Origin of the sequence: Imperialibacter sp., assembly GCF_048007035.1 — a bacterium.
GTDB lineage: Bacteria > Bacteroidota > Bacteroidia > Cytophagales > Cyclobacteriaceae > Imperialibacter.
Genome location: NZ_CP180355.1, coordinates 2,667,960 through 2,690,900, shown reverse-complemented (window position 1 = coordinate 2,690,900; position 22,941 = coordinate 2,667,960). Strand labels below are relative to the sequence as shown.

22 protein-coding genes are annotated in these 22,941 nt (G+C 47.2%); 18 read left to right on the top strand and 4 right to left on the bottom strand.

Annotated features, from left to right (window positions below):
* Positions 1–145 precede the first annotated feature (145 nt).
* The 3 genes from ACMVP2_RS11565 (at position 146) to ACMVP2_RS11555 (ending at position 4,441) form a co-directional block, all read left to right on the top strand.
* The gene (locus tag ACMVP2_RS11565; protein WP_416867802.1) at positions 146–2,611 is read left to right on the top strand and encodes a P-loop NTPase fold protein; all 2,466 of its coding nucleotides are present in this window, start codon (positions 146–148) and stop codon (positions 2,609–2,611) included.
* 226 nt (positions 2,612–2,837) lie between these two features.
* Positions 2,838–3,716: a PIG-L deacetylase family protein gene (locus ACMVP2_RS11560; protein WP_416867801.1), complete on the top strand. Its 879-nt coding sequence runs from the start codon at positions 2,838–2,840 to the stop codon at positions 3,714–3,716.
* A 35-nt stretch (positions 3,717–3,751) separates the two neighbouring features.
* Positions 3,752–4,441, top strand: a complete 690-nt coding sequence (locus tag ACMVP2_RS11555) for a hypothetical protein (RefSeq protein ID WP_416867800.1) — start codon at positions 3,752–3,754, stop codon at positions 4,439–4,441.
* A 9-nt stretch (positions 4,442–4,450) separates the two neighbouring features.
* Here the strand turns inward: ACMVP2_RS11555 and ACMVP2_RS11550 are convergent, their stop codons facing one another.
* The 3 genes from ACMVP2_RS11550 to ACMVP2_RS11540 form a co-directional block, all read right to left on the bottom strand.
* A complete protein-coding gene (locus tag ACMVP2_RS11550; protein WP_416867799.1) occupies positions 4,451–4,870 on the bottom strand; it encodes a hypothetical protein in 420 nt (139 codons plus the stop codon).
* Positions 4,871–5,210: 340 nt separating this feature from the next.
* Positions 5,211–5,819, bottom strand: coding sequence for a DUF3592 domain-containing protein (locus tag ACMVP2_RS11545; RefSeq protein WP_416867798.1), 609 nt, complete (start codon positions 5,817–5,819; stop codon positions 5,211–5,213).
* A gap of 37 nt (positions 5,820–5,856) precedes the next feature.
* Positions 5,857–6,543: a YhfC family glutamic-type intramembrane protease gene (locus ACMVP2_RS11540; RefSeq protein WP_416867797.1), complete on the bottom strand. Its 687-nt coding sequence runs from the start codon at positions 6,541–6,543 to the stop codon at positions 5,857–5,859.
* Positions 6,544–6,598: 55 nt separating this feature from the next.
* Between ACMVP2_RS11540 and ACMVP2_RS11535 the strand changes: the two genes are divergently transcribed.
* The 6 genes from ACMVP2_RS11535 to ACMVP2_RS11510 all read left to right on the top strand — a co-directional run bounded on the left by ACMVP2_RS11535 (position 6,599) and on the right by ACMVP2_RS11510 (position 12,408).
* Positions 6,599–7,147: a hypothetical protein gene (locus ACMVP2_RS11535; protein ID WP_416867796.1), complete on the top strand. Its 549-nt coding sequence runs from the start codon at positions 6,599–6,601 to the stop codon at positions 7,145–7,147.
* A 52-nt stretch (positions 7,148–7,199) separates the two neighbouring features.
* The gene (locus ACMVP2_RS11530; protein ID WP_416867795.1) at positions 7,200–7,697 is read left to right on the top strand and encodes a hypothetical protein; all 498 of its coding nucleotides are present in this window, start codon (positions 7,200–7,202) and stop codon (positions 7,695–7,697) included.
* A 64-nt stretch (positions 7,698–7,761) separates the two neighbouring features.
* Positions 7,762–8,169: a hypothetical protein gene (locus tag ACMVP2_RS11525; protein ID WP_416867794.1), complete on the top strand. Its 408-nt coding sequence runs from the start codon at positions 7,762–7,764 to the stop codon at positions 8,167–8,169.
* Positions 8,162–10,267, top strand: a complete 2,106-nt coding sequence (locus ACMVP2_RS11520; RefSeq protein ID WP_416867793.1) for an OmpA family protein — start codon at positions 8,162–8,164, stop codon at positions 10,265–10,267. The genes ACMVP2_RS11525 and ACMVP2_RS11520 overlap by 8 nt, the downstream gene beginning before the upstream one ends.
* A gap of 228 nt (positions 10,268–10,495) precedes the next feature.
* A complete protein-coding gene (locus tag ACMVP2_RS11515; protein ID WP_416867792.1) occupies positions 10,496–12,190 on the top strand; it encodes an amidohydrolase in 1,695 nt (564 codons plus the stop codon).
* A 68-nt stretch (positions 12,191–12,258) separates the two neighbouring features.
* Entirely contained in the window at positions 12,259–12,408 is a 150-nt protein-coding gene (locus ACMVP2_RS11510) for a hypothetical protein (protein WP_416867791.1), read from the top strand.
* A 137-nt stretch (positions 12,409–12,545) separates the two neighbouring features.
* Here ACMVP2_RS11510 and ACMVP2_RS11505 read toward each other — a convergent pair whose 3' ends face one another.
* On the bottom strand, positions 12,546–13,082 hold the full coding sequence (locus tag ACMVP2_RS11505; protein ID WP_416867790.1) for a hypothetical protein: 537 nt from the start codon (positions 13,080–13,082) through the stop codon (positions 12,546–12,548).
* 477 nt (positions 13,083–13,559) lie between these two features.
* Between ACMVP2_RS11505 and ACMVP2_RS11500 the strand changes: the two genes are divergently transcribed.
* The 9 genes from ACMVP2_RS11500 (at position 13,560) to ACMVP2_RS11460 (ending at position 22,936) form a co-directional block, all read left to right on the top strand.
* A complete protein-coding gene (locus tag ACMVP2_RS11500) occupies positions 13,560–14,102 on the top strand; it encodes a sigma-70 family RNA polymerase sigma factor (RefSeq protein WP_317489052.1) in 543 nt (180 codons plus the stop codon).
* A complete protein-coding gene (locus ACMVP2_RS11495; RefSeq protein WP_416867789.1) occupies positions 14,089–14,886 on the top strand; it encodes a zf-HC2 domain-containing protein in 798 nt (265 codons plus the stop codon). Before ACMVP2_RS11500 ends, ACMVP2_RS11495 begins: the two co-directional genes overlap by 14 nt.
* Before the next feature lie 38 nt (positions 14,887–14,924).
* Complete coding sequence (locus ACMVP2_RS11490) at positions 14,925–15,791, top strand: DUF4097 family beta strand repeat-containing protein (protein ID WP_416867788.1); 867 nt, start codon at positions 14,925–14,927, stop codon at positions 15,789–15,791.
* Between the two features lie 7 nt (positions 15,792–15,798).
* A complete protein-coding gene (locus ACMVP2_RS11485; RefSeq protein ID WP_416867787.1) occupies positions 15,799–16,467 on the top strand; it encodes a DUF4097 family beta strand repeat-containing protein in 669 nt (222 codons plus the stop codon).
* A 160-nt stretch (positions 16,468–16,627) separates the two neighbouring features.
* Positions 16,628–17,236: an adenylyl-sulfate kinase gene (gene cysC, locus ACMVP2_RS11480; RefSeq protein WP_416867786.1), complete on the top strand. Its 609-nt coding sequence runs from the start codon at positions 16,628–16,630 to the stop codon at positions 17,234–17,236.
* Positions 17,236–18,141, top strand: coding sequence for a sulfate adenylyltransferase subunit CysD (gene cysD / locus ACMVP2_RS11475; RefSeq protein ID WP_152001311.1), 906 nt, complete (start codon positions 17,236–17,238; stop codon positions 18,139–18,141). The genes cysC and cysD overlap by 1 nt, the downstream gene beginning before the upstream one ends.
* 10 nt (positions 18,142–18,151) lie before the next feature.
* The gene (gene cysN / locus ACMVP2_RS11470) at positions 18,152–19,414 is read left to right on the top strand and encodes a sulfate adenylyltransferase subunit CysN (protein WP_416867785.1); all 1,263 of its coding nucleotides are present in this window, start codon (positions 18,152–18,154) and stop codon (positions 19,412–19,414) included.
* Positions 19,414–20,196: a 3'(2'),5'-bisphosphate nucleotidase CysQ gene (gene cysQ / locus ACMVP2_RS11465; RefSeq protein ID WP_416867784.1), complete on the top strand. Its 783-nt coding sequence runs from the start codon at positions 19,414–19,416 to the stop codon at positions 20,194–20,196. The genes cysN and cysQ overlap by 1 nt, the downstream gene beginning before the upstream one ends.
* 139 nt (positions 20,197–20,335) lie before the next feature.
* Positions 20,336–22,936 carry an SLBB domain-containing protein gene (locus tag ACMVP2_RS11460; protein ID WP_416867783.1) on the top strand — a complete coding sequence of 867 codons (2,601 nt, stop codon included), beginning with the start codon at positions 20,336–20,338 and terminating at the stop codon, positions 22,934–22,936.
* Positions 22,937–22,941 lie beyond the last annotated feature (5 nt).

The window sequence follows — 22,941 nt, the reverse complement described above, 5'->3', positions numbered from 1 at the left end:
ACTAAATGATCCGATATCGCCTGAAAGTGAAATGATTACCTCCCAATTTGGCCGCAAATGAGCGCATCGAACTACTAGTAGGGACAATTGATAAATCGGAAATAATTAAATTCCCTTTTCTAAACTACTGGTCACCCAAATTAAAATGACTAAACAAGAGATCGAGGACGTTATTCTTGTCAGTATTTATCTTCAGTCTCACAAAAGACGACGTTCAATTGAACAAATACTTGCAGAAAATGATGTTCCTCACAACTCCCAAGAACTCAAGGAGGTACTTGAAGCATTGGCTAAGAAAAGCCTGGCCCATATTACCAATGATCCTAAGGACGGGGCAGTGTATGGTGAAATAACCAAAATAGGCCAGGTCAGGGTTGAACGTGAGTTAAGAAACAACTATCTATTACCGAAATTGAACTTCGAGGAAATTCGAAAGGGTTTAAAACTAGAGAATTATTTGCCAGGAAGTTATGATCTAGTCAAGGTAGATGACACCGAGTTCGCTGTAACTATTAATCAGCCAGGATTCAAAACTCCACAGTTCAAATTTGTCAAAAGTGGGTTGCTCTACTTTATCAACTATAGCCCTTCCGGCGAAAATATTTCTAACCCTGTAAACCCGAGGGGAGCGGTTTCTCATTTTTATTCATGGCTCGAAGAACTAAAGAAACTTCCCTCGCCGGAAGTGTTTCAAAAATTCAAACTATCGATCGACGGACATAATACAAGTCTCGAAGATATTGGGTTCGAGAACCAAGGTCTCATCGGCTTCTTGTTGACAAATAAGAAAAAATTCACTGCTCCACTTGTCGAGTTTACATCTAAAGATGTGCCCAATAGGTTCGTTTATAATACGTCCTTAGAACGTGAATCCGCTCAAAAGTCCTACGATGCAGGTAGAACTATTGGACATGGTTATACATCTCCAATGGGTGAAGATACTATTGAGCTAAAAAGGTATGGGCTTGAAAGGTCTACACTGTTTGTAACTAACCCATTAGAGGATATTCCATTCAGTGATGAGACTACAATGTTTCAACCTCCTATCCACCTACTTAAAAAAGAAAAGGAAGGCACTGTGCCTATATATGTCTACTCAAACATTCCCGATCAAAAGTATTTCGAGCCGCTAGCAACCAAGCAAAATAAGGCTAAAGAGAAGGAAACTGAGAACCTAAACGAGGTTGTAACGCTTCAAGGCGACGGGCCGACAAAAGACGACAAGCTGCTTAGGCAACCGTTTGTTAATGCTGTTGTCGCACATATCAAAAGATACTGGGAGGAGGCAGGCAATTATGACTCCTATTCTATCCATTTGGACGGAGAATGGGGAAGCGGGAAATCAAGCATTCTTGATATGCTGGAATTAGAACTTAAAAAGGATAGTTGGGCCGTTGTAAAATATAATGCTTGGCAAAACCAGCATTTGGAAAACCCTTGGTGGATTCTCATTTACCGAGTTTATCTTGTCCTAAAGGCCGAAAGTAGCTTTCTTCCAAAGGTTAATTTGTGGTTGTATAATATTTGGTGGGGGTGGATGAAGCCGAATGTGTGGAGCCTGATATCTTTTGTTCTTCTTGGATTAACTGGCTATTTGTCTGTAAAGTGTAGTCTACCCTCACTGTTATTTCCTTCCTTAAGCAACATTAAAGATCAGACCGACACAACGATAGGCATTCTAACCTTTTCTGGTTCCGCTTACTTATTGATCAAATCATTTTTGGGGTCTATATCTCCAGGACTTTCAAGACCGGAGGACTCGTTCCTAAAAAACATAAAAGATCCAATGAATGAGCTTAAAAACTATTTCGCAGCGATTATTAAAAGATCCGATAAACATTTGGCTGTGTTTATCGATGACCTCGATAGATGCAATATTGTCGCAACCGTCAAGCTTTTAGAAGGGATTCAAACCTTATTTAAAGATCAAAAAGTTCTTTATGTGTTCTCGGGTGATGGTAAATGGATCACGAAGTGCTTCGAATTTCACTATTCCGAGTTTGCAGACTTCGGAACACAAGGTAGAGGCCTAGGAGATTTGTTTCTCGCAAAGGCTTTTCAAATGTCCATTTCTGTTCCAAAAATGTCCCCCCAGGCAAAATCACAGTATTTAAGATTTCTGTTAAATATAACTGAAATGCCCGTTGAAGATTCTCTTACCGCCTCCGAGGCTCAAAAAATTAAAGTCGCTAGCTCTGAGCAAGAGCTCAGTAATATCATTGAAACCAATAAGAGCAACCCAAATACAAACCATGTTGAGCTAAGAAAAAATGTGTCTGAGAGGCTTGCGGATATTGACCTCAAAAGTGAGCTCAGTCACGTCCTCCTTTCATACGAAAGTGACCTTGACCCAAACCCGAGAAGTATCAAACGATTTATAAACAATTACTCTTTAACAAGGAATGCATTGTTTTTGGAGGGAAAAACACTTGAGGATGTTTCTCAGCACGATTTGATCAAGTGGCTCATACTTTGTTCTCGCTGGCCCTCATTTGCTTATGGCTTAAAGAATAACCCCGAAAAATTAGACGAGTTCAAAGATCAAAACTCCACATTTAATGACTATGTCGATGGTTGGCTGAAGTCAGAGTTGGTAAGAAAGCTTTTTTGAGGCGATAGAACTATGCTCCCTTCTTCCACCACTACAATAAAGTCTAACCATTCTCACCCAGAAATTCTTTAACTTATCCAGCGTCAGTTCGATTCGAGCCAGAAAGGCGTCTGCGAGACATGAAGGCTCTTAAAAATGAGCAGGCTCTCCTGGGGGAGACCTCTCCCTCCTGCGTCGATTCGAGGTGACGTGTATTAATGATGATTATGCTTTAAACTACCTACTTATGAAAAAACATCTTCTCACCCTTCTCTTTGCCTTCATGGCCATCGGTTTTGTCACTGCGCAATCGGCCACGCCATTGCGCATCGTGGTACTGGGCGCTCACCCCGACGACTGCGACCAGGATGAAGGCGGCACAGCCATTCTTTTTGCGAAAATGGGCCACCAGGTCAAATTTGTTTCCCTTACCAATGGAGACGCCGGCCACCAAACCACTGGCGGCGGGGCGCTGGCCAAACGAAGAACGGCTGAAGCCCAGGAAGCAGCTAAACGTTTTGGCATTGCCGAATATGTGGTGCTGGGCAATCACGATGGCGAACTGGAGCCAAGCCTTGAAGTGCGCCTGCAGGTGATCAAAGAAATCCGCAAATGGAACGCCGACATCGTGATCGCTCCCCGGCCCAACGATTACCACCCCGATCATCGCTACACGGGCGTGCTGGTGCAGGATGCTGCCTACATGGTGGCCGTACCCAATATTGCGCCGGAGGTGCCTGCGCTGAAAAAGAACCCCGTTTTCCTTTACGGCTATGATGGCTTTCAACGGCCTAATCCTTTCCGACCAGATATCGCTGTGGACATCACCGAGGTGACGGATCAAAAAGGCTATGCCCTTGATGCTCATGTCTCACAGTTTTACGAGTGGCTGCCGTGGATCGGCGGCTATGCCGATCAGGTGCCCGAGGGCGCCGAGGCTAGAAAAGCCTGGTTGACCAAAAAGTCGATACGGCCTCCTTCAGCCGAGGCCAAAAAGGCCATTGAAAAGTGGTATGGCAAAGACCGGGTGGCAAAAGCCACCAATGTGGAGACTTTTGAGATCTGCGAATACGGCCGCCAGCCCACCGACGACGAGATAAGGGCGCTGTTCCCGATGCTGAAATAACGTGAACTTTTCCGGCAGTCTTCAGTTTCAATGCTATGATAAAGGTGTTGAAGATTGCAGGGATTGTTTTGTTCTGTTTGGTATTGCTGGGACCTGGTGCTGCCTGGATAGCTAGTGATCCTTTACCCGAGGGTGAACAAGGTCCGGAGGCAGAGGCTCTGGCCGATAAAATGCTGGCTGCTATCGACTATGATGCCTATCAGCAGATCAAAACACTTTCGTGGACTTTTGCCGGAAGGCATCATTATGTTTGGAACAAACCAGACAACATCGTTACTGTGACATGGGGAGACATAGAGGTAGAGTTTTCCCCGGATACCTTTGAGGGTTCCGCTTCTGAAAAAGGGAAACCTCTTGAAGGCGACGAGCTGCATGAGGCAATTCAAAAAGCATGGACCTATTTTGCCAACGACTCCTTCTGGCTGGTGGCGCCATTCAAAGTGAGAGACCCGGGCACTGAACGGCGACCGGTAGAAACACCCGACGGATCGGCACTTCTGGTTACCTATACTTCTGGTGGAGTTACCCCGGGCGATAGCTACCTCTGGCTGCTGGATGAAAATTTCAAACCCAGAGCGTGGAAGCTCTGGGTAAAAATTATCCCCGTTGGGGGAGTAAAGTTCAGCTGGGAGAATTGGCAAAACTATGAGGGCACCTGGCTCGCCAGCACTCGCAATGCCGGTTTTTACCAAATGGAGATAAAAGACATTCAGGTCACCTACTAACCGACAGCTTTACCCTCTGCCCCTGCGCCTTTGGCCTCTTTCAGGTCTGTCGCCCCTTCTGTGTGCCCTTTCTTCCTGCAATTGATCGAGCTTGGCCATCTGCTCCTCGGTTAGAACGCTCTTCATCTCTGCTTTTTGCTTGTCATTTATGCTTTTGATCTCAGTTCTTTGGGCTTCCCGATCTTCTTTGCCAGCATCCATCACGCCCTTGCGCTCTTCGGCATATTTCAAATGAATAGCGTAGAGCTCTTCCGATTGCTGATCGGTGAGGTTAAGCTCTTCCTTTAGCCGGGTGGTCATTTCCTTCGCTCTTTCTTCGGGTGTTTTTTGAGTACGTTTTTCTGTTTTTGCGGAGCTCTGTTCTTCCTGTGCCATTAGTGTGGTAGCTGCTACCATTACACCAATGAAAGTAATCATGATCCTTTTCATATTTTTCGTTTTCTAATTAGATTCACGAACACAGAAAAGGTTTAATGGAGAGTGAAATTCTGCTTCGTTTAGTTAAGAGATTCGGCCTCCAAATTTCATTTACCCCTGGCTTAGAGGGTAATACAATAATCATTGGTAGGGCCCCGCAATGCTATTAAGTTAAGAGCATTTTACCCTTAATCCCTAAAGGGCCGCTAATAGTAATTCATGCGCCCTTTAGGGTTTGGGGTAAAAATAGAATTGGCACAACGGAACCTCTTAACTTAATAGCATTGAAGGGCCCTTAAGGGGCACCAGGCAAGGGTAGTGAGATGTCTTAGCGAAAGAGCACTGAATAAAACTATCTGCTGACGGCGTACATGCCGCCTCCGATAAAAAGGAAGATAGTGCCAATAAAGGTGAGGATAATGGGCCCTATCCATAGCTCAAAAATGCCGTCGATCCTTATCTTTTCGTAGCCCTCATCGGCAATCACAAATACTGTTACCGGCTCGCCGATATCGTAGGCCGGCGGAGTGGACGCTACCGAGCCCTGCACTCTTTGTTTTTTGCCCTTGTGGGTAAATTCCACTACGGGTATGGAGCCTCCATCGGAACCGTAGGCAAATTCCGCTACCCTCCCCTGCAATTGCAGGGCATGGTTCAGTTCCTCGTTGGTGTCGTAAGCAATAGTGCCACCGATAGCAAACAGAAGAATTGCCACACCCAAAAATACCCTGGAAAGAATGTAGAAGACCTTGTCGGGCCCGGAAAAACTGCTGCGGGCAAAAGATCCCTTTTGATAGCCATCCCCCGAAAGCGGCACCTCTTTCTCCAGGGCCTCTACAAGTTTTAGTGCATCCTTAAGCGCCAACCCAAATTGTTCCTTCACGTACTTAACCGCTTCCAGCTTTTTACCGTCAGCAATCAGCTGATGTATCTTCAATTTGGTGGCTTCAGGAATATTCATGTTAAAATTTACGACGCTTCTTTGTGGTAGTCAACAACTAAAGCCCTGTAAGTGGTTTGAAAGGCGAAACCTCCTGATGCATTTTTATGGCTCGCTTTGACAGATAAAGCCCGACAACCAGAGAAACAACCGCACCCAGCCAAATGCCGGGCACGTGGTCCATGAAAAGAAAATAGTCGTAGGCGCCGTGCAAAATGGTGGCAGCCCCCAGTCCAATAAGGCCGAAAGCTGCTTTTTTGTGTTGAAACTTCGCTTTACCCAAAAAGAACCCCATGAGCACAGCAAAAGTGGCATGTGCCGGCACAGCGGTAAACATTCGCATGATGGCAATGCTTACACCGCCCTCAAACACGTAGAAAAGGTTTTCCACCGTAGCAAATCCCATACTCACCATCACTGCGTAAATAATACCATCGAACGGCTCGTTGAATTCTTTATGTGGATAAAGGAAGTACCTTACAAAAAGATATTTGCTTCCTTCCTCAATAAGTGCTACCATGCCGAATGCATAAAGTGCCAGGTCTTCAGCACTGGAGTGATCGAGAGACACAAACTTGTCAGCAATAGCCGAAACTACCAGTGTGAGCACCAGGCTGAGTATGCCAAAAAGAAAGGCCCTGAGCAAAAGCCCTTTTGGCTCTTTTTCGTGCTTGTCTTTGAGGTAGATAAACAAAATAATGGCTATGCCCGGGGCCAGGGCCAATGCCAGCAATGTAAAAATCATGTTGGTTCGCTAGTTCTATTCGTTATCAATATATCAATCAATTGTGTTATCAGCTATGAATATTTCCAACCGTATCATTACTGCAAGTCTCGCCATGTGCCTTATAGCCTTCATCTCAGGCTGCAACAAGCTCAACGACCTTGTCACTTTTAAAATGTCGTACACCTCGGAAGTAACGGTGCCTTCTTCTCTTGGCATCAACCTTCCTCTCGATATTCTTACGCCACCTATTTCTACCGATTCCGAATCGCAGTTTAGCGGCAACAACACGAGCAAAAAGCTAGTGAAAGAAATTTATCTGGAAAATGTCGATATTAGTGTGAACGCCCCGGAGGATCGGGATCTTAGTTTCTTGTCGTCGCTGCACGTTTATATCAATGCCGATGGGCTTGATGAAAAATTACTTGCCAGTGCAGAGAATATTCCTGACAATGTGGGCAACACACTTTCGCTGACCACCTCAGGAGAGGATTTTAAGGAGTACATCGTTCAGGACACTTATTCGCTGAGGGTAAAAGCAGTAACCGACAAAGTGATTTCTGAAGATGTAGATCTGAGTGTTAAGTCCGGCTTCAAGGTAAAAGCCGGTTTGTTGAACGACTAAAAGTCGGATGCCGCCTTTTGGGAATGCCAAAATTAATGTAGGCTTGTTACATATGAGATTAGTTTACCTTCTGATACTGGCTGTGTTTGTTGGTTGTGCTCCCCGGGAGTTGCCGCATCCGGCGCTGAGTCCGCAGGAAGTAGTTCATATCAACTTTCTGGCCTTGCAACAAAACGACTCGCCGGAGCTGGATCACGGCATAGAGATCGCCTGGAACTTTGCCTCACCCACTAACAAAGAAAACACAGGGCCTATTGAGCGATTCAACATCATGGTGCACAACGAAAACTTCAGGCCCCTGATTAATTGCAGGCACTTTGAAATCCGCACTCACTTTCAGGAAAAAAGCGAGGCAGAGTTTCTGGTACTCATCGAAGACAGTGAAGGCGAGGTGCATAGCTATATGGTGTCGTTGTCGCTCCAGAAATACCCCCCTTATGACGACTGCTGGATGATTGACGCAGTAATTCCCATGCGCCTTCCGTCGAAAGATGGGCCAAGGGTGGCCTTTTTTACTACATTCAACTATTGGCCTGCACCTTTTCTATAATTTCATTCGTCTTTAGTAAAGGCAAATGGTATGTTGAAGTTGTACCACACTAAGAGCACCCTGAATGGAAATAATCACCACAGACGAAGGCGTCAAGTACCTGGAAATTGGCTACGAGCCTGAAAATGGCTGGATAAGGTGCACCTGGTATGGCAGTGTTTCTATGGCGTATATCTCGAAGGGGTCGTCGCTGTACTCCGCCCTCCTGAAAACAACCGGTTGCTCCAAGCTACTGAACGACAATACCCATTTTGAGGCGAACTGGGTGGCTCTTAACGACGAGCTGGAAAAAGGACGCATGAGAGAAAGTGTTGCCAATGGCTTAAGATATATGGCGCATGTGCATTCTTCTAAGTTTATTACTCGGTTTTCTGCCGTAGATTTGGGAACCAGGGTCAAAGACTTTGAGTTTAAACTTTTTGAACAGCTATCTGAAGCGGAGCAGTGGCTCCATAGTGTTTCCAATGAATAGACATCGCATATTAGTTGCTGGGCTTTTTTCTCTCCTATGCTATTGCCATGGCGTGAAAGCGCAAGAGACTCCTGCCTTACACGAAGTATTTGAAGACAACAGAAATGGCTGGTCGCTGTTTGAACGGCCTTATGCCAAAAGCATGATTGCCAAAGGGGCCATGTATATGGATGTGGCTGATGGCGACATCGGGTTTTTCAATCAGAAGCATTTTCAGCTCGACCCCTCCAAAGACTTCAAGCTGGAGACGATAGTGGAGGTAAGAAACTTCAGGAATGGCAGCTTCGGCCTGGTGTGGGGTGCCGACGAGTACAGCAATTACCAGGCAATGGACATTAGCCAAAATGGCTTTTTTCATATCTACACGTTCAAAAAGAAAAAGGTAACACCCATTCTGCGGCCCGACTTCCTGCCTACTCCACTCGAGGAGGCTAAAAAGCATACCATTGTGGTAAGAAAAACCGGCGACGAGATTTTCTTTGAGTTTAATGGTCAGTTGTTGGCGCAGGCAAAATTCACCCCGTTTCAGGGCACCTATTTGGGGTTTCATCTCAGAGGCCAGGTGTCTGTAAAAGTTTACGAGTTCAACGTATATCAGGAAACTCCTGAGATCAGGCAGGCTGAAAGCGCCATTGCCAACACGGTAAAGGAAAACCTCGGCTCGAAAATTAACTCTCAGTATTCCGAAAAAGGCGTTGTTATTTCTGCTGACGGCGCCACGTTGTATGTGGCCCGGGGAGAGCATCCTAAGAACTTTGGCAGCCTGAAGAAGGACGACATATGGTTTTCGGAGAAAGACTCTGTGGGCGAGTGGGCGGAGTTGCAAAATATTGGGGCGCCGCTCAACAACAGTGGCAACAACTTCGTGATTTCTGCCGCCCCGGATGGCAACAACCTGCTGGTAGCCAACACCTACCTGCCCGACGGCAGGAACCTTGGTGGCGGCGTGTCGCTCACCAAAAGAAGCCCCACTGGCTGGAGTATACCTGAAAACCTGGTGATCAATGATTACTACAACAATGCCGACTTTGTTGATTACTGCCTGTCGCCCAACCAGAATGTGCTGGTGATGGCGCTGGAAAGAAACGACACCAAAGGAGACATGGATCTGTATTGCTCTTTTCTTAAAAGCGACAACACCTGGTCAGCCCCTGCCCACATGGGCCAGGAAGTGAATTCATTTGCTATGGATTTCTCCCCTTTCATCGCCGCCGACAACGAAACACTCTACTTTTCATCATATGGCCATCCCGGCTACGGCAGTGCCGACATATTTGTGAGCCGACGCCTCGACGACACCTGGACAAAATGGACCGAACCGGAAAACCTGGGGCCTGACATCAACACCAATACCTGGGAGGCCAACTATACACTCGACGCCCGGGGCGAATATGCCTACCTGGCATCGGTGCAGCATTCGATGGGTAACAGCGACATTTTCAGAATCCCCCTGCCAGCATCAGCCCGGCCCAAGCCAGTGGTGCTGGTGACCGGCATTGTGCTCGACGCCTCTACAGGCCAGCCGATTGAGGCACAAATCAAGTATTTTTCGCTGGAAGATGTGGGAAAAGAGCTTGGGCAGGCTTCATCGCATCCTGTGACCGGCCGCTATACGATCATTTTGCCAGCGGGTGGTGTTTATGGGTTCAACGCTGAAAGAGAAGGGTATATTCCTGAAAGTGCCAACCTGAACGCCAGCGACATCAACATGTACGCAGAGCTGCAGCAAAATCTGCTGCTGGCGCCCATCAATGTGGGCGCTTCGGTAAGACTCAACAATATTTTCTTCAATACCAATGAGGCTGTTTTGCAGAAAGAGTCCTTTGCAGAGCTCGACAGAATCATCAAGCTGCTCCAGGCCCACCCCAAAATGGAAATTGAAATAGCGGGGCATACCGACAACACGGGCACTGCCGACTACAACCTCAAGTTGTCGCAGGAAAGGTCGCAGGCGGTGATTGACTATTTGCAAACAAAGGGCTTGTCGGGCCGGGCGACGGCGAAAGGCTACGGCGATACCAAGCCAAAAACTGACAATGAAACCGACGAAGGCCGAAGCCTGAACAGGCGGGTGGAAATTGTGATTCGGAAAATGTAGGTTCGTTAAGGTTCTCCGTTTCCCAATTGGAGCTCACAGGAAAATGTTTCCAACCAGGTTGCCCAAAGTCCCGGCGATCATTCTTCGACAAGCTGCTCCCGCTCATCAGCAAGACTTAGGCTTGTGTGTTCTGTAAAAAGGAGGTGCAAACACAAAAGAGCCCGTACGTCAGCCGGAAAATACTGCCGACTTTCCCTATCTTGCCTTTACCCCCAAACCACATTTTCTATGAAATACTTCGGCCTTTTCCTTCTGCTGACTTGCTTTTTAAATGGCCAGGCCCAGGAGCAGGTGTATTTTAACGCCAAAATATTCACTGCCAATCCGCAGCAGCCTTACGCTAACGCCCTGGCCGTGAAAGGAAAAACCATTGTAGCGGTGGGCAACTACGAACAGGTGAAAGCAAAAGTGGGCGACCAAGCCGAGTGGATTGATCTCCAAGGCGGCTTTGTGATGCCCGGGCTGGTCGACAGCCACAACCACGGCATTGACGGGGGTATGGGGCTGACCAAGGCAAATGTGAACGACCTGTTTCTGGACGTTGACCAAATCCACCAGTTTGCCCTTGAAACGCTAAAGAAAAAAGAAGGCATGACCGGGGATGTGCTGGTGATTTATGGCCTGAACATCAGCACCTGGAAAGCGCTGGACAGGGTGATCAAGCTTTTCAATAGCGGTGAGTTCAAAACCCAGCCGGTGTTTCTGCGGGGCTCCGACTGGCATACCGCCTGGGCCAACAAAGCGATGCTGAAACGGGCGGGCGTGACCAAAGCCTTCCTGGCATCGCTAACGGGCGACGAGAAAAAATATTTCGGTGTGGCTGCCGACGGGGAAAGCAATGGGTTTGTTTCTGAAGATGGTCAGCACAAAATTGAGGCCGTGCTGGAGCCCGACACCGACTTCAGCCTGGGGGCTATCAAAGCCATGGAGTACAACAATGGGTTTGGCATTACTGCCTTTCTCGACCCCTCCGCTGCCAGGCTGCCCGGCCCTCACGACAATATGCTGGCCTGGTACCAGCGTCTGGAGCAACAGGGCCAGCTCACCGCCCATATAGCCGCTACGGTGGTGGCGGAGGTGAATGCCGACCCGATACCTCAGATGGCTGCTGTAAAGGCCCTGCAACAACAGTATAATGGCAACAACCTGCAGGTTCTGGGCTTCAAGGTTTTTGCCGATGGGGTGGTGGAGCACCCCACCCACACAGCGGCCCTGTCGCTGCCGTATACCAGCACACAATCAAAGGGGGTGATGATGATGGATCCGCAGAAATTTGCCCGGTTTGCTACCCTGGCCGACAAGGAAAACCTGCTGGTGCATGTGCATGCCATTGGCGACCTGGCGGTGACGGAAACCCTCAATGGCTTTGAGGCCATGAGGAAGGCCAACAAAAGCATGGCCTTGCCCCACACCATTACCCACCTGCAGTTTGTGCAGCCTGCTGACTTCGACCGTTTTGCTGACTTGAATGTGCTGGCCTCCTTTCAGCTACTTTGGGCCCTGGGCGACGAAACCACCATTGACATTGTGAAGCCATATGTGGATCCATCGATTTACCTATGGATGTATCCGGTGCGGTCGATGCTGCAGGCGGGGGCCACTATATGCGGTGCCAGCGATTGGCCCGTGTCTACCGCTAACCCTTTTGAAGCCATGTATTACGCAGAAACGAGAAAAGGTGCCCTTGGCGTGCTCGACGCCAGCCAACGCATGCCGAGGATGGCCATGCTTTATGCTTACACCTCCGAAGCGGCCAAAGCCCTGATGATGGAGCACCGCATTGGCTCGTTGGCAATTGGCAAATCGGCCGATTTTATCCTGCTCGACCGGGACGTGCTCACGGTGAGCCCTGACTCGCTGAAGGCCACGCAGGTGCTGTGGACGATGTTTGAGGGGAAGAAGGTGTATGAGGTGGAAAAATAAGTCGCTATTAGCAAAGGCATGAGACTCCGGCTGGGCCAGGGCATTAGCGGTGGCTTAGGGCTGTATGTATGCGCTACAAGCGCAAGTCTCACTACACCCCCGTTTCCGCATCGCTCAAACGAGGGCGATGGGGGTGGGTGGTGCATGATGGTGAAAACCTTTCTGACTATCTGCTGGAGATTGGCGCCGCTTCCAGCCGGGCTAAGCCGTGGAAATGAAAAGCCCTCACATTGCTGGAAGGGCTCTTTGTGTTTATTCCTATTGGTACGAGACTCCGTCCCCTGAGTTTGACACGATTTTGAGTTAAGTATCTGATATATAAGTAATTAAAAAATTGCTTTCGATATACAAGATTTTATAAGTATTTGATTATCTGATCCTTATGAAAAAGGTCTGGGAGGTTCTTTTCAGCCACTGCTTGTAGTAATTGCTGTGAGATTTCAGAGGTCTTGGAGCGCAGGTAGAAGTATTGATCGGCTTGTTTGACAAGGCTGACTTGCATTTTGGACAAGTGGGTTCGGATGGTTTGCTCTGTAAGTGGGGTGCCTTGTTTGGTTAGCCGAAGTTGTAAATGGTTTAGCATGCTATAGGCGATATAGCACAGACAAATGTGACCCTGGATACGCTTATTGGTCCAGTGGAACATCGGGCGGGTTTCCAGATAGCCTTTGAAGGTACGGAAGCTATGCTCTATCTGGTATAGATGGTGGTAGTGATCCAGCACCTGTTCATGGGAGAGTCCTTTGGCGTGGTAGGCGATGGCAAGGAAGCCGTCATACTTTTCGCTTCGTTTGATTTTTTCAGTATCAACCACATACTTTTCCCCTTCGGTATTTTTGAGGTAGTAGTGATGGGCCTTCTTTTTGAGTTGCGTTGGGTTTTTGAGCAACAATTCAGCCTTACGAAGCTTTTCTTCTCTTTCTTGTCGATCTTTTTCCTGAGTTTGACACGCTGAAATTGAAAAAGTGCCATTGCGCTGTGTATGGGCACTTTTTCAATTTCAGCGTGTCAAACTCAGGAGCAGCCTGGAAATCAGGACTGTTAGGCTAGAATGATAGGGAAGGACAGCAAGCTAAACTAAATACATATCTAGTTTAACGGTGTGTCTTCACACCGGCCAAAGCCATGGCAATTGATCCCTTTATTTGAATAGCTATTTTTCTTTGATGCAAAGACACAACTCCCAACCGCCACCCGCTGCAAATTCCTTCATATCAATCTATTCCTATTTTTCTTATATCCCCAAGTCGGGTGTTTCCAACTTTCCCAAATAAATCTTTTTCCCTCCTGTAACCTTCCGTACCTTTTTTGGTAACCAAACCAAATCGATCGGAAAAGCTTGCAAAATCGCCTGACCAAAACTGTGGAGATGATAACGGACGAGTGGCTGATGATTCAGGTGCAAAACGATGACCTGGACTATCTGAAGGACCTGTTTGAACGGTATCAGGTGAGGCTGTACAATTTCTTTCTCCGCATGACATTCGATCAGGATGTAAGTGACGATTTGGTGCAGAACGTGTTCATGCGGCTGATGAAGTACCGCAAGTCATTCAACCCTGAGTATAAATTCAAAACCTGGGTGTATCAAATGGCCCGCAATGTGCACCACGATCACTACCGGAAGAACAAGCAGCTCACCGACGACTTTAAGAAAGTGGAGAATGTCGCCGACCTGCATCATAGCGATGAGGAGGACGAAATAACCAGGGAGCGGGAGTCGGTACTTTTCCAGGCGCTCGACAAAATGCCGGAGGAAAAGAGGGAGCTGATTGTGCTTGGTAAACTGGAAGGAATGAAGTACGAAGAGATAGCAGAAATAAGGAATACGACGGTTGGCAACATCAAAGTGCAAATGCACAGGGCCATCCAGCAACTGAGAGAAATATATTTTGATCATGCAGAAAACTAACAAACACATCGAGGAGCTTTTGCCGGAGTACATCGGCGGAATGCTTTCAAAAAATCAGGAGGAGTCAGTGAAGCTTCACCTTGATGAGTGTGCAAGTTGTAGACAGGCCTATGAGCAGGAATTGCAGCTGGAACAAGAGTTTTCTCTGGTGAAGCCAGTTCAACCAGGCCAAAAACTCAAAAAGGATGTGTTTGCCATGATTGAGGAGGAGAAGAAAGGCTTGCATTCAAGTCCGAAAGTAAGGCAGGTCTTTTTCTTCTCCTGGCAAGCCATGTCGAGGGTGGCGGCGGCGGTAATGCTGCTGGCATTGGGCTACTGGTGGGGAAACAAAGACGATGCTCCGGTCGCCGACAACAATCAGGTCGCCGAAATGAAGGAAGAGATTAGCGAAATAAAGGAAATGCTCATGCTGGCGAACCTGAAGGCGCAATATCCAAGCGAGCGGATACAAGCCGTAAGCCAGGTGGAAAGCTACAACAAGGTTGACCCGAAACTCATCGAAGCACTGGTGACCACACTGAATACCGATGCCAGCCCCAATGTGCGGCTGGCGGCAGCCAATGCTTTGCAGAAGTTTGCGACTGTCAACAGCACCGTGAGAGCCGAGCTGGTTCGCTCCCTGGAATTTCAGACGGAGCCGATTGTTCAAATTTCACTCATCAACATGATGGTGGAACTCGAAGAAAAGAGTGCGGTGAACAAGTTGAAATCGCTGATTGACAACACAGAGACACTACCTGAAGTGAGAAAACAAGCCCAGTTGGGGATAGAAGTTTTGATATAAAGCATTCAATAATTGATAAGCATAAAACATAAAAGACAATGAAAACAATCAAATTATTTACAGCTGTGCTGGCTCTGACGATGGTTAGCCAGCTTCCGGCAAAATCTCAGGAAGTGGCGTCGAAGGCACTGGCTAGGGTTGATAGAAGAGACCTGCGCCCCTTCGGTGAAAGAGAAGGCCAAACCAAGGAATTCAAATTTAAGGTTCCAGGCTCTCCGGAGCAGTACACCCTAAAAGTGTCAAACCTTCAAACCGATATTACTTTTGAGGCTTATTCCGGTACGGAACTGGTCATTACCGCCCTTGACTACGAGGGGATTCCTGAAAAAGCGAAAGGACTGAAGCCGCTTTCAGCTACCGGGCCCGACAACACGGAGATAGGATTAAATATCAAGACAGAAGGAAATGTCATCTCGCTTTCAGGGGCGGGCAAGGCGGCCAGCGACTCTGACTACATCATCAAAATGCCAACGGCGATGGGGCTCTCCTATGAGCAAGAATCATGGCACGGAGGAGGTGACTTTGTAGTCAAAGGCCTTAGTGGCGAAATCAACGTACAGTCGAAAAACTCTGACATTATCCTGACTGATGTGTCAGGCCCTATTGTAGCAAATACGGTAAGTGGTGACATAAACGTTGTTTTCGGCAAGCTGAATGCCACCAAACCCACTTCACTGGCAGCCACGAGCGGCGATATTGATATTACCATGCCCTCCGATGCCAAAGTTAACTTTAAGCTGAGCGTGGTTTCCGGTGAAATCTATACTGACCTGGATTTGAAGTTTGCTGAAAAGGAAGGTCTCAAGTCGTGGGGAGGCATGAATGCCAACCCAACCTTCAACGGTGGCGGCGTGGAGATATCGCTCCGGGCAGTAAGTGGTGATATTTTTCTAAGGAAAAAATAATTCAGCCATGAAAGCCATAGCAATGGGTTTGGTCATGCTTCTGGGAAGCGTGACCTCCCTCCTGGCCCAATACACCACCGAGGCGAGTAGCCCAGTGAAAGCAGGCCAGAAGATATACCTGGAGTTTGATTTCTCGTCGGTGATTAAAATTAATCACTGGGATCAGCAGGAAGCAAAGGCAGTTTTAAGTGTGGAGGAAAAAGAAGACTGGCCCACTCCTGAGTTTACGATCAGCGTAGACAATACTACCTCGGCGGTGAGCATCTACATGAAGAAACAACAGTTTGAAGACTACTGGAAAAAGCAAAGAGGCGGTCGTGAAAACTGCTACTGCTCCACCCCCACTATGACAGTGGAGGTGTGGTTACCAAAAGGGGTCGATATTGGTGTGAAAAGCATCAGCGCCGACATTCAAACCACTTTTGACGGTGGTGAGCTGTCTCTTGAGACCATTTCCGGAGATGTGGACATTAAGCTGCCAGCCTCTCAAAACATTTCGTTGAAGGCGTCAACTATTTCTGGCGACATCTATAGCGACTTGACGTTCGAATACCTTGATGGTGGGAAAGGGTTGAATGAGATGGTTGGCGTAAAGCTGGACGCCAAACTGAACAACGGAGGGAAGAACCTTCAGCTCAAGTCGATCAGTGGAGACATACTCCTTCGAAGATTGTAACGCATTTACATTGATAAGCATTGATAGAGGGCCTTCACTGCCCTTTATTGGTTTATGGGGGTTTTCATCTTGTTTTCGGGAAACCTTCAATTATCTTTGTGCCTCAATTCTATACTAACCCAATAGAGAATATAGTTAATTCATTTTTCCGGCTTCAAATATGTCTGCTGATTCGGTTTCAGAAAATATAATTCCGCACAAGCACAGTATCACTCATGTTGACAGAGTAGAGCGAAATGGCTACCGACCCGTGCTGGTTTGGTTAACTGGCTTGTCGGGTTCTGGCAAGTCAACGCTGGCCAGCGAGGTAGAGAAAGCCTTATTTACCCAGGGGCTCAATACTTATATTCTCGACGGTGACAATATTCGGTCGGGTCTCAACAAAGACCTGGATTTTGGTAATGAGGCACGCAAAGAGAATATCCGCCGCATTGGTGAAGTGTCGAAGCTTTTCATCGATTCGGGCACTATTGTACTCACGGCATTTATCTCGCCGTTTATTGATGACCGGAAGCAAGCCAAAGACCTGGCTGGGGCGGATAACTTTATAGAAGTGTTTGTCGACTGCCCTCTGGAAGTGTGCGAGCAAAGAGATGTGAAAGGACTTTATAAAAAGGCCAGAGAAGGGAAAATCAAAAATTTTACCGGGATCGACTCACCTTTCGAGCAACCCAAAAATGCAGATGTAGTAGTAAAAACCAACGAAGAGTCGCTGGAAGTGTGCACAAAAAAGATTTTGGAAGTAGTTTTGAAAAAAATTAAAAGTTAATGGCGAGGTACAATCTTACTCACCTGAAGGAACTGGAAGCAGAATCCATCTTTATCATCAGAGAGGTTTTTGCTCAATTTGAAAACCCCGGGATACTTTTCTCCGGAGGGAAAGACTCCATAGTGGTTACCCATTTGGCCCGGAAGGCTTTCTGGCCGGCCAAAATCCCATTTCCCCTCGTTCACATCGACACGGGTCACAATTTCCCTGAAACGATTGACTTTAGGGACAATCTGGTAAAAGAACTGGGAGTGAATTTAGTTGTTGCATCTGTGCAGAAGTCTATAGATGCCGGTCGGGTTCGTGAAGAAACCGGAAAAAATGCGAGCCGCAACTGGCTGCAGATTACAACCCTGCTGGACTCCATCGAGGAAAATAAATTTGATGCCCTGATGGGAGGTGCCAGAAGAGACGAAGAAAAGGCACGTGCCAAGGAGCGTTTTTTCTCACATAGAGATGAATTTGGCCAGTGGGATCCAAAAAATCAGCGGCCGGAGCTTTGGAACCTCTTCAACGGCAAGAAAAACCAGGGAGAACACTTCAGGGTGTTCCCGATAAGCAACTGGACTGAGATGGACGTTTGGCAATATATTTTGTCAGAAAACATCGATATACCGTCGCTCTATATTGCCCATGAAAGAGAGGTAATCAGGCGTGACGGCACATGGCTGCCCAAGTCAGAATTCACGCAGCTTCGTGAAGGGGAAAAAATTGAAAAGAAGAAGATCAGGTTCAGAACGCTGGGCGATATCACTATCACCGGCGGCATAGAATCTGATGCTGACACGCTGGAGAAGATCGTATTTGAGGTGTCGGCGCTAAGGCAAACTGAAAGAGGCAACAGATCGGATGACAAACGATCTGAAACCGCTATGGAAGACAGAAAGAAAGAAGGCTATTTTTAATTAGAAGATAATGTCAGACGGATATTTGGACATGGAACTGCTCCGGTTTACTACAGCCGGAAGTGTGGACGACGGGAAAAGCACCTTGATAGGAAGGTTGCTTTTTGACTCAAAATCGATTTTTGAAGACCAGCTGCTTTCAGTGGAGAACTCCAGTAAGAAAAAGGGTCTTGGTCACGTGGATCTTTCGCTCTTGACCGACGGCTTGAAGGATGAACGAGAGCAGGGAATCACCATAGATGTAGCCTACAGGTACTTTGCTACACCAAAAAGGAAATTTATTATTGCCGATACGCCCGGGCATATTCAGTACACCCGTAACATGGTGACTGGCGCATCGACCGCCAACCTGGCACTTATTCTGGTAGATGCCCGAAAAGGGGTGATTGAGCAGACTTGCCGCCACAGCTTCATTGCTTCCCTCCTGCAAATCCCCCACATTATTGTGTGTGTGAACAAAATGGATCTGGTAGATTACTCTGAGGAAGCCTACGACAGGGTAGTGAAGCAGTATGAAGACTTTGCAGCCAAACTTGACGTGAAAGACATCAGGTTTATTCCCATTAGTGCGCTTCATGGCGACAACGTGGTGAACAAGTCGGAGAAAACCCCGTGGTTCCACGGTGGTACGTTACTTCATGAGCTTGAAACAATTCACATCGCCAGTGATGAAAATCACATCGACTGCCGTTTCCCGGTGCAAACGGTTATCCGACCACATTCTGACGAGTATCATGACTACAGAGGCTATGCAGGTAGGGTATCTGGTGGCATTTTCAAGCCTGGAGATTCAGTTACAGTCTTGCCTTCGGGCCTCACCTCAAAAATCAAATCTATCGATACGGCAGATGGCCCGATCGCAGAAGCGTTTCCTCCTATGTCGGTGACATTGACGCTGGAAGACGATATTGACATCAGCCGAGGGGATATGATCGTTCGGGACAACAATCAACCCAAGGCAGTGCAGGATATAGATGTAATGCTTTGCTGGATGAATAATAAAGGCCCCCTACCCAGGGCTAAGTATACTTTATTTCATACCAGTAATGAGGTGAAAGCGATCATTAAAGAGGTACAATACAAAGTGGACATCAACACACTGCACCGAATGGAGGAGGACAAAGACATCAAGTCCAATGAAATAGCCAGGGTTCAACTCAGGACGACCAAACCGCTTTTGGTGGATTCTTACAGAAGAAACAGGAATACTGGCAGTATCATTTTGGTTGACGAGGCTACCAACGAAACTGTCGCAGCGGGGATGATCATCTGATGGAGCAAACTAAAATTAACAGCCTGATAGGTAAAGCCAAACAAGCTGCCATCGAAGGGGGAAAGGCTATTCTCAAAATTTACGACACAGAAGATTTTGGCGTAGAAACCAAAGGAGATAATTCACCGCTTACGAAGGCCGACAAGGCAGCTCATGACGTGATCATGAAACACCTTGAGAACACCGGTATCCCGGTGTTGAGTGAAGAAGGCAAAGGGATAGGTTTCAGCGAAAGATCAGGCTGGGGTTATTTCTGGCTGGTTGATCCTCTCGATGGCACAAAGGAGTTCATAAAGAGAAACGGTGAATTTACAGTCAACATAGCCCTTGTTAACAAAACGGAGCTAGTGGCTGGCGTGGTGTACACACCTGTGCAGGAAAAGTTGCATTGGGGTATTATTGGCCAGGGAGCTTTTCTGGAAGAAAAAGGTGAGACGATCCAGCTTGATGGCGGAAAATCATCTGGATACTCCGGCCCCGTACGAGTGGTGGCCAGCCGTTCTCACATGAGCGACGAAACGCTTGAGTTTATCAGCCAATACGATAAGCCTGAGATAGTATCGATGGGCAGCTCGCTGAAGTTTATGGTGCTTGCGGAAGGCGGCGCCGACGTTTATCCACGTTTTGGCCCTACCATGGAATGGGACACAGCCGCAGCGCAGGCAGTGCTGGAGGCAGCAGGTGGATCGGTGATAGACAACAAAACAAATGAGCCGCTTAGGTACAATAAAGAGATATTGCTCAATAACTTTTTCATAGCAAAAGCAAAAAAAGAGGACTAACAGGTTCTCTTTTTTATTTTCACAGCACACCAACTATCCTGTCGCCTTCGTTGTCAGGGCTGTATTCCTATTTAGTAAGCTAATTAATTATCCTATCTTGCGCTTTATTTCTCGAAACCAGACTAAGCAAAAGGGTATCATGACCTTTTCGAACGCAAAATACCGTCTCTTAACCGTTTTGTTTCTGGCCATTTTTATTGGCCTATCTCCAAAGGCAAGTAGTCAGGCAATTCCTGATCTTTCGACTATCAATGTTGACAACCTCTCTGATGCTCAGATAGTCGAGCTAATGAGCAAGGGTACGTCAATGGGGTACTCGCCTGACCAGATGCTACAGTTGGCACAGAGTCAGGGACTTTCTGCTGCTGAGGTAAACAAACTCTCAGGCAGGGTCAATAAAATCAGCTCGGCTCGGGTGAGTGATGGGAAATCGTATCCAAGCAGCCAGATAAGAGGGCAGCATGATTGGGATAAAATTATGGGGCCAAAGAAGCAGGCGGAAAATGAAGAAGAGGCCCCGCTAGAAGAGCGTATTTTTGGCTATTCACTTTTTAACAATGAAAGCCTCAAGCTGACCTTCGAGCCCAGCCTGAACATGCCTACGCCACAAAATTATGTGCTAGGCCCCGGCGATGTTCTCTTCATAGATATTTACGGTGCTTCAGAGCAATACTTTGAAGCAAGGGTTAATGCAGAAGGCAAGCTCGTCATCGCCAACTTTGGACCGATCTCAGTGAGTGGCCAGACGATAGATCAGGCTAAAAAGCAGATTACCGACAAACTAGCCGTAGCCTATACAGGCCTTAAGGGAGCGATACCCAATACTTTCATCAATGTTTCTTTAGGCTTGGTGCGTACTATTAAGGTGAACATGGTGGGTGAGTTGAGGTTGCCGGGTACCTACACATTGAGCTCACTTTCCACAGTTTTCAACGCCTTATATGCGGCAGGAGGAATTACAACTAATGGAACTTTCAGGAACATAAAGGTCTTCCGCAAAAACAAGCTTATTGCCAGCGTTGATGCCTACGATTTTTTGATAGGAGGAAAAGCTGAAAATAATATCCTGCTTCAGGAGCAAGACGTGATCATTGTTGATCCATATACCTCCAGAGTGGAAGTTAAAGGGGAGGTGAAACGACCTGGCGTATTTGAGTTAAGCGGCGATGAGTCGTTTAAAGACGTGCTACACTACGCTGGAGGCTTCACCGATCAAAGCTACAAGGATCGGGTAAACGTGACCCGAAACAATGACACCGAAAAAATGGTGGCAGATGTTTTCAAAGACCAGTTTGAAATATTCACTCCGAAAAGTGGGGACGTGTACAGGGTTGGAAAAATCCTTGACCGCTATGCTAACAGGGTGCAGATAAAGGGTGCAGTTTTCAGAGCCGGCTCTTATTCTCTTTCTGACGGGCTAACCTTGACTGAGCTTATCAAAAGGGCAGACGGGCCCACCGGAGAGGCGTACACAGCCAGGGCTACAATTACCAGAACGCTGGATGATTTGTCGACGGAAACGATATCGTTCGATCTTGCGAAGGTTTTGACTGGAGAAAATGAAGACATTGTCATCCAAAGGGAGGATGTTGTCACTATTTATTCTAAGTATGACCTCAAGGAGGAATACTATGTCACAATTACTGGAGAAGTAAATCAGGCTGGTGAGTTCCCCTATTCTGAAAAAATGACTGTGGAGGATCTTATAGCCCAGGCGAACGGATTGAGGGAAGCTGCGGCTGAATCGAACATTGAGATTACCAGAAGAGTAAAAGACCTCAACTCTAAAGACATCTCTGATATCATTGTGATTCAGGTCGATAAAAGCCTTGGCATGACTTCCACAGGTACGGTGCTCGAACCATTTGACCACGTGGTTGTGAGGAGAAACCCCAACTATCGTATTGAAAGGTTTATCCAAATTGATGGTGAAGTGCTGTATCCTGGCAAGTATGCCATCAGGAATGTGAATGAGAAGATCTCCGACGTTGTCAAACGAGCAGGTGGACTTTCAGAATTTGCCTACCCTAAAGGGGCAACACTTATTCGCCGGACAGAGTTTTTCAACGAAGAACCTGAGCTTTCACGAAAAATGAAAAGCCTGGAGGGGGTGCAGGAGAATATCGAAGGGAGCCGGAAAGACCGTACAGAGTCTGAGAACCTTTTGTCCAACAAGATTGACGAAGAGCTCTACGAGAAAGCAATCGACCTTTCCTCTAATGAAGACCTTTCCAGCTTCGCTAAACGGGAGAGACTCGCCGAAATGGGACTTACCAATCCTTTTTTGGCTGGTGGTGGGCTGAAGGAAACCGAAATTATAGGGATCAACCTGGAGGAGATTCTGTCGAATCCGGGATCAAAGTATGATTTGATTTTGGAAGAGGGTGATGTGATCAGTATTCCAAAGCAACTGCAGACAGTAAGATTGCGAGGCAGAGTGCTTTACCCAACTACGGTACGATATGAACGCAGCAAGTCTGTTAAATATTTTATTGACCGGGCCGGTGGATTCGACAGCCGGGCAAGAAAAGGACGGACATATGTAGTATATGCAAACGGGGAGGTGGCAAGGACCAAAGGGTTTTTGTTTATAAGAAACTATCCAAATGTCGAGCCGGGAGCTGAGATTATAATACCGGTTAAACCGCTGAAGATACCTCTGAAGCCTGGAGATCTTATTGGTGTTGCCACCGGGTTGGCAACTATTGCCTTGGTGGTTAGTCAAATTACTTTCAAATAGATTTT

Bases quoted from the DNA above. Each gene is read 5' to 3' on its own strand.
- ACMVP2_RS11545 (WP_416867798.1), bottom strand. From the start codon at position 5,819: ATGAATATTCCTGAAGCCACCAAATTGAAGATACATCAGCTGATTGCT.
- cysQ (WP_416867784.1), top strand. From the start codon at position 19,414: ATGGAGCAAACTAAAATTAACAGCCTGATAGGTAAAGCCAAACAAGCT.
- ACMVP2_RS11485 (WP_416867787.1), top strand. From the start codon at position 15,799: ATGAAAGCCATAGCAATGGGTTTGGTCATGCTTCTGGGAAGCGTGACC.
- ACMVP2_RS11460 (WP_416867783.1), top strand. From the start codon at position 20,336: ATGACCTTTTCGAACGCAAAATACCGTCTCTTAACCGTTTTGTTTCTG.
- ACMVP2_RS11555 (WP_416867800.1), top strand. From the start codon at position 3,752: ATGATAAAGGTGTTGAAGATTGCAGGGATTGTTTTGTTCTGTTTGGTA.
- ACMVP2_RS11510 (WP_416867791.1), top strand. From the start codon at position 12,259: ATGCGCTACAAGCGCAAGTCTCACTACACCCCCGTTTCCGCATCGCTC.
- ACMVP2_RS11515 (WP_416867792.1), top strand. From the start codon at position 10,496: ATGAAATACTTCGGCCTTTTCCTTCTGCTGACTTGCTTTTTAAATGGC.
- ACMVP2_RS11565 (WP_416867802.1), top strand. From the start codon at position 146: ATGACTAAACAAGAGATCGAGGACGTTATTCTTGTCAGTATTTATCTT.
- ACMVP2_RS11530 (WP_416867795.1), top strand. From the start codon at position 7,200: ATGAGATTAGTTTACCTTCTGATACTGGCTGTGTTTGTTGGTTGTGCT.
- ACMVP2_RS11550 (WP_416867799.1), bottom strand. From the start codon at position 4,870: ATGAAAAGGATCATGATTACTTTCATTGGTGTAATGGTAGCAGCTACC.
- cysD (WP_152001311.1), top strand. From the start codon at position 17,236: ATGGCGAGGTACAATCTTACTCACCTGAAGGAACTGGAAGCAGAATCC.
- ACMVP2_RS11535 (WP_416867796.1), top strand. From the start codon at position 6,599: ATGAATATTTCCAACCGTATCATTACTGCAAGTCTCGCCATGTGCCTT.
- ACMVP2_RS11525 (WP_416867794.1), top strand. From the start codon at position 7,762: ATGGAAATAATCACCACAGACGAAGGCGTCAAGTACCTGGAAATTGGC.
- cysC (WP_416867786.1), top strand. From the start codon at position 16,628: ATGTCTGCTGATTCGGTTTCAGAAAATATAATTCCGCACAAGCACAGT.
- ACMVP2_RS11490 (WP_416867788.1), top strand. From the start codon at position 14,925: ATGAAAACAATCAAATTATTTACAGCTGTGCTGGCTCTGACGATGGTT.
- cysN (WP_416867785.1), top strand. From the start codon at position 18,152: ATGTCAGACGGATATTTGGACATGGAACTGCTCCGGTTTACTACAGCC.
- ACMVP2_RS11540 (WP_416867797.1), bottom strand. From the start codon at position 6,543: ATGATTTTTACATTGCTGGCATTGGCCCTGGCCCCGGGCATAGCCATT.
- ACMVP2_RS11500 (WP_317489052.1), top strand. From the start codon at position 13,560: ATGATAACGGACGAGTGGCTGATGATTCAGGTGCAAAACGATGACCTG.
- ACMVP2_RS11495 (WP_416867789.1), top strand. From the start codon at position 14,089: ATGCAGAAAACTAACAAACACATCGAGGAGCTTTTGCCGGAGTACATC.
- ACMVP2_RS11560 (WP_416867801.1), top strand. From the start codon at position 2,838: ATGAAAAAACATCTTCTCACCCTTCTCTTTGCCTTCATGGCCATCGGT.
- ACMVP2_RS11520 (WP_416867793.1), top strand. From the start codon at position 8,162: ATGAATAGACATCGCATATTAGTTGCTGGGCTTTTTTCTCTCCTATGC.